This window comes from Thermoclostridium caenicola (assembly GCF_900142095.1).
Taxonomy (GTDB): Bacteria; Bacillota; Clostridia; order DSM-8532; family DSM-8532; genus Thermoclostridium_A; species Thermoclostridium_A caenicola.
Genome location: NZ_FQZP01000078.1, coordinates 1 through 5,162 on the forward strand (window position 1 = coordinate 1; position 5,162 = coordinate 5,162).

General features: G+C 49.1%; 6 protein-coding genes. 5 read left to right on the forward strand and 1 reads right to left on the reverse strand.

Going from position 1 to position 5,162, the window contains the following annotated elements:
• Positions 1–185 precede the first annotated feature (185 nt).
• The 5 genes from F3H12_RS12675 (at position 186) to F3H12_RS12695 (ending at position 4,360) form a co-directional block, all read left to right on the forward strand.
• The gene (locus F3H12_RS12675; protein ID WP_149679685.1) at positions 186–548 is read left to right on the forward strand and encodes a BlaI/MecI/CopY family transcriptional regulator; all 363 of its coding nucleotides are present in this window, start codon (positions 186–188) and stop codon (positions 546–548) included.
• A 2-nt stretch (positions 549–550) separates the two neighbouring features.
• Positions 551–1,900 (forward strand): M56 family metallopeptidase, encoded by a 1,350-nt coding sequence (locus F3H12_RS12680; protein WP_149679686.1) that lies wholly within the window; start codon positions 551–553, stop codon positions 1,898–1,900.
• Positions 1,901–2,067: 167 nt separating this feature from the next.
• The gene (locus F3H12_RS12685; RefSeq protein WP_149679687.1) at positions 2,068–2,583 is read left to right on the forward strand and encodes a YceD family protein; all 516 of its coding nucleotides are present in this window, start codon (positions 2,068–2,070) and stop codon (positions 2,581–2,583) included.
• Between the two features lie 76 nt (positions 2,584–2,659).
• Positions 2,660–2,848 carry a 50S ribosomal protein L32 gene (rpmF, locus tag F3H12_RS12690; protein WP_149679688.1) on the forward strand — a complete coding sequence of 63 codons (189 nt, stop codon included), beginning with the start codon at positions 2,660–2,662 and terminating at the stop codon, positions 2,846–2,848.
• Between the two features lie 168 nt (positions 2,849–3,016).
• Positions 3,017–4,360 carry a DUF512 domain-containing protein gene (locus F3H12_RS12695; RefSeq protein WP_149679689.1) on the forward strand — a complete coding sequence of 448 codons (1,344 nt, stop codon included), beginning with the start codon at positions 3,017–3,019 and terminating at the stop codon, positions 4,358–4,360.
• A 379-nt stretch (positions 4,361–4,739) separates the two neighbouring features.
• Here the strand turns inward: F3H12_RS12695 and rpmB are convergent, their stop codons facing one another.
• Positions 4,740–4,928, reverse strand: a complete 189-nt coding sequence (rpmB, locus tag F3H12_RS12700; RefSeq protein WP_149679690.1) for a 50S ribosomal protein L28 — start codon at positions 4,926–4,928, stop codon at positions 4,740–4,742.
• Positions 4,929–5,162: the final 234 nt, after the last annotated feature.

The following is a 5,162-nucleotide window of genomic DNA, read 5'->3' on the forward strand; positions in this document are numbered from 1 at the left end:
TACTAGAGATTTCACTCCATGCTCTCTTTATTTGCAAAAAATGTTGGAGTTCCGAAGTTTCTGTCCCTCGGCACCCCAACATTTATTATAGAACCCATTTTTTTGCGTGCTATTGACAAGTTAGTCTATTAGTAATAGACTTATGGGTAGCAGGTCTATAATGAATAGACTCAGGAGGTTATGGTATGAAGGTGTATAAACTTGCAGAGGCTGAAGAGAAGTTCGCGGAACTGATCTGGCAGCATGAACCCATAAATTCCGGCGATCTGGTCAGGCTTTGCGAAAAGGAAATGAACTGGAAAAAGTCAACGACCTATACGGTGCTGAAAAAGCTGTGTGAAAAGGGCATCTTCCAGAACAAGAATGCCGTGGTGACCTCCCTCATGACAAGGGATGCATATTATGCGCAACAAAGCATCCATTTTGTGGAGGATACCTTCGGCGGCTCCCTGCCCAAATTCCTTGCGGCTTTTGTCAGCGGAAGAAAAATAAGCAAAAAGCAGGCCGAAGAGCTGAAAAGACTGATCGACGAGCACCAGGAGGGATAACGATGGGTGAACTGTTCCTTACTGTTTTCGAGATGAGCCTTAAGGCAGGCTATGTCATCCTGATCCTTCTTCTTATCAGGCCATTGCTCAAAAAGGCGCCGAAGGTCATCTCCTATGCCTTGTGGGCGGTGGTCGCCTTTCGCCTTGCCGTGCCGTTCTCGGTTGAAAGCCTGTTCAGCATCATGCCGCAGGAGATCAGGCTGGTTTCAGTTACCCATCGTCCAAGCTATCAGCAGGGTTTTCAGGCAAACGGGCCGGATCCTGCAAATTTCCCCGCAGCATTTACCGGGGTGGGCGAGGTTCCGCTAACCATCCTTCAAGTCCTTGCATATGTCTGGCTTACGGGCGTCATTGCGCTGCTCCTTTATGGCGTTATCTCGGTTTTCATTCTGCAGGGAAAACTGAAAAATGCGCGGCAGATTGGGGAGAATGTCTATGAGGATCCCAATTTGCGGACACCGTTTGTATTGGGCCTGGCAAAACCGAGGATTTATCTTCCGGCGGGCCTGGATACCACCCAAAGAAGCTATATCATGCTCCATGAAAAGGCCCATATCCGCAGGAAGGATCATATTGTGAAGGCTGCGGCATATATCCTGGTGTCCGTGCATTGGTTCAATCCCCTCGTATGGCTGGCCTTCTGGCTCATGTGCAACGATATGGAACTGTCCTGTGACGAAAAGGTTCTTAAGACCCATGAAGATATCAAAAAGCCCTATGCGGAATTGCTGTTGTCCTTCGCGGCCGGAGAGCATGTTCTTGGCGGAGGCGCCATTGCTTTTGGCGAGGTCAATGTAAAGGAAAGAATCAAGAATGTGTTGAATTATAAAAAACCGGCTTTTTGGGTAATCATCGCAGCAATCATTGCGGCTGTCGTCCTGGCCGCAGGGCTGTTTACCGATCCCGTGAACGTCAGGACGGACGGTGATCGCCTTGCCTCAAGGCTTCTGGAATACAAAACCCCCTATGTGGGCGACAACGCCAAGGTGGGTAACATCATTTACCTGTTGCCGCTACCCGAAAACGCCGTTTATGATTCGTTTGAGCTGTTTACGGACAATGAACCCTATGGTATTACGGTTAATGTGAGAACCGATTCAAAAACAAGAAATTACTACATTCATGGCGCTGACCAGCAACCTTTCAGCGACAATGCGGTCATCATGTTTGCCTTGATTGGAAACGTAGAAAATATCATCTTCAGACTGGATGACGGAAAAGGGCCATATGCCATGCAATTCACGCGGGAATGGGCCAACACCCGATATGGAAAGGATGTGCGTGATTTTGCTGAAAGCAGGGAAGTGTTTGCCGGTTGGCTCAAAAGCCTGTTGGCTGATGACAGCCAATGACGGCTGCCGGGGATGGAAACTGAGGCAGGAGATGATGGCATAAACGGGCGGAAAAGATCCATAAAACCCGGTGGAAAGGTTTTGTTGACAAAGCCTGATTCTATGAGTATAATATTTCATGTTGACCTTCCGGGAAGCAGTTTTTGTCCTTTCCAAGGAGGGGGTTTATGGAACTTGACATTACGTCCATTATTAAAAATATCGGTGCATCCATTGGTTTTGAGATGACCGAGCGGCTTGAAGACCTTGACAGCATTGGCACCGTGACCTTTACAAGCCCTGTAACGGTTAAGGGCAAGGCCACGAGCTTCAATGCCATGATCGAGGTCGAAGGTGAGGCGCAAATCGATTTCAAAACGGTTTGCGACCGTTGCGGGGAAACCATTGAACGCCATATCACCGTTCCGATCCGCGAGAACATCGTTGAGTCGGGCGAAGAGAGGCAGGATGCGGGGACGGATGAAGAAGACAGGTTTACGTATTCGGGGCATGTAATCATACTCGACCGAATGGTAGCGGATGCCATCCTTTTGAGTCTTCCCATGCAGCAACTGTGCAGCGAGGATTGTAAGGGATTGTGTCCTTCATGCGGAAAGAAACTGACCGGTCTTCCATGTGATTGTGGCGGGGATCAGGCAATTGATCCCAGGTTGGAATCGTTAAAAGGTTTTTTTAACCAATAAAATTATGAGACACTAATCAATAACTAATTCCCGGACAAAAGGAATGAAACTATCGGCCTGAACGGAGGTGTAATAGATGGCAGTCCCAAAGAGTAAAATTTCCAAGCAAAGGAAGCATAAGAGAAGAACGCATTATAAGCTTGCCGCGCCGAACCTGGTGGCATGCCCCAAATGCCATAGCCTGAAGCTTCCCCATGTGGTTTGCAAGGAATGCGGTTTCTACGACGGCAAGGAAGTCGTACAGGTTGAAACGGTGAAGTCATAATCTCCGTCATCAAGCCAGAATCCACAGAACGAAGTAGCAGCTTTCACAAGCTGCTATTGTTTTTTTCGGCTTTTGCCTCCGCTATGCCACTCGGTATCTGCCCGTATCGGGCGGATGGCGTGCAGGCACAGGCAGGAGAAAGTCTTTTCGAAAGCATGGTGATATAGCATGAATACCGACAAGATCAGAATATCGGGCGTACAGGCAGGCAGTATCGCCGAAGAGTTGGGAATCGAGACCGGAGACTACCTGGTATCTATCAACGGCAATGCGATATGCGATGTCTTTGACTACAGGTTTCATACGGCCGATGAATTCCTGACCCTTGAGATCGAGAAACAGAACGGCGAGAGATGGTCTGCTGAGATAGAGAAGGCCGAGGAGGAAGACCTGGGGCTGGAGTTTGACAATCCCCTGATGGATGAGGAGAAGAGCTGCAGCAACAAGTGCGTTTTCTGCTTTATCGATCAGCTGCCTCCCGGCATGCGTGAAACCCTCTATTACAAGGACGATGATGCCCGCCTGTCCTTTTTGTTCGGCAACTATATCACCATGACCAACCTGAAGGAAGAGGAGATCGACCGGATCATCCGCTACAGGATGTCTCCCATCAATGTGTCGGTCCATACCACCAATCCGTCCCTCAGGGTGAAAATGCTGAACAACCGTTTTGCCGGGGACGTGCTGCAAAAAATCAAGCGGTTTACCGACGCGGGGATTACGGTGAACAGCCAGATCGTCCTGTGCCCGGGGCTCAATGACGGGAAGGAACTGGACAGGACCCTTCGGGATCTGACCGACCTGTATCCTTGGATGCACAGCATCTCGGTGGTGCCGGTCGGCCTGACGCGGTACAGGGAAGGTCTGTACCCCCTGGAGCCTTTCAACAGGAAATCGGCAGCCCAGGTGGTGGATCAGGTGGAATCCTGGCAACGGGCTCTCATGGAGAAGCATGGCAGCCGGGTCGTTTACCTGGCCGATGAATTCTATCTGATGACCGGAAGGCCCTTGCCGCCCTATGAGGACTATGAGGACTTTCCGCAGATTGAAAACGGCGTGGGCATGGTGGCCTCCTTCGTCCATGAGACCCTCGAAGCCCTTTCGGGTCTGGAGGCCGGAAGAGGGGAGACTTCCTCCAGGCAGGTCAGTATTGCTACGGGAACCTTGTTTTATCCCATCATGGAGGAACTGGTGCGGCGCGTGGAAGAAAAGATCCCGGGCATCCGGCTGACCGTTTTTCCCGTGGAAAACCGGTTCTTCGGCGGCCAGGTGTCGGTGACCGGCTTGCTTACCGGGCAGGATCTGCTGAGAACGCTGAAAGACAGGGAACTGGGTGATGCCCTCCTGCTTTCCAGGTGCATGTTCCGTGCCGGAACCGAGGTGCTGCTGGATGATCTGAACCGATCGGACCTGGAAAAGGCATTGGGTGTACCGGTGATGATCTCCGATAACCAGGGGGATGCTTTTGTCGATAATCTGATGAATATTGCGGAGGGTTGGTTTGCAGATTGACTGAAACCAATGACCGGGCCGGAAAAAAACTTGTCCCAAAAGCTTGTTTTTGCTAATTTGGCATAAGATCGATTAACACTTTTTCGAGAACATGAATATACTGTAAGGACAGGAGCTGGCATGGAGGTCATGGAGATGAAGATTGTCGTCCTTAAGATGCCCGGATTCCTGGGAGGAATACTCAGGCGCATTTTCAAGATTCGCTGAATCAGCTTGTCTGAACCGTACATCATACAGCTGTCAGCCACTTATAAGGCAGAACAGGGATGCATAAGACAAGGAATGTGGCCTACCAGCCACATTTTTTACGGCATATCGGCCGTATAAGCAAAAAACCCGGGAATCAACCCCGAGTTTTTCTTTCATGCCTTGATTCAGATTAAGCGGTTTTACCCACTTTGCTGGAACGGAGGCATTTTGCGCAAACGTACATGCTCTTCTTTACACCGTTTACTTCAAGCCTGACTTTTCTGATATTGGGCTTCCAGACCCTGTTTGTCCTTCTGTGTGAATGGCTGAGCCTTATACCAAAATGCTGTCCCTTATTGCATATTTCGCACTTTGCCATGTTTACACCTCCTCACAGCATGTTGAAATCTTTCTTTATCCATCAATGTGTTGTTCCAATCAACAGCAAACAACATTCTATCATATTATTCCGCCGGATGGCAAGAATTTTTGGTTTGCTTTTTTTGAAAAATGAGGATCCTCATTTGAAAAAGTAAATTCCACCCCTTGAAGGCAAAGAGCGGAATTTAGTTTTGCAAAAGCATATAAAAAGTATAGTGGAATTAAGTTTTTC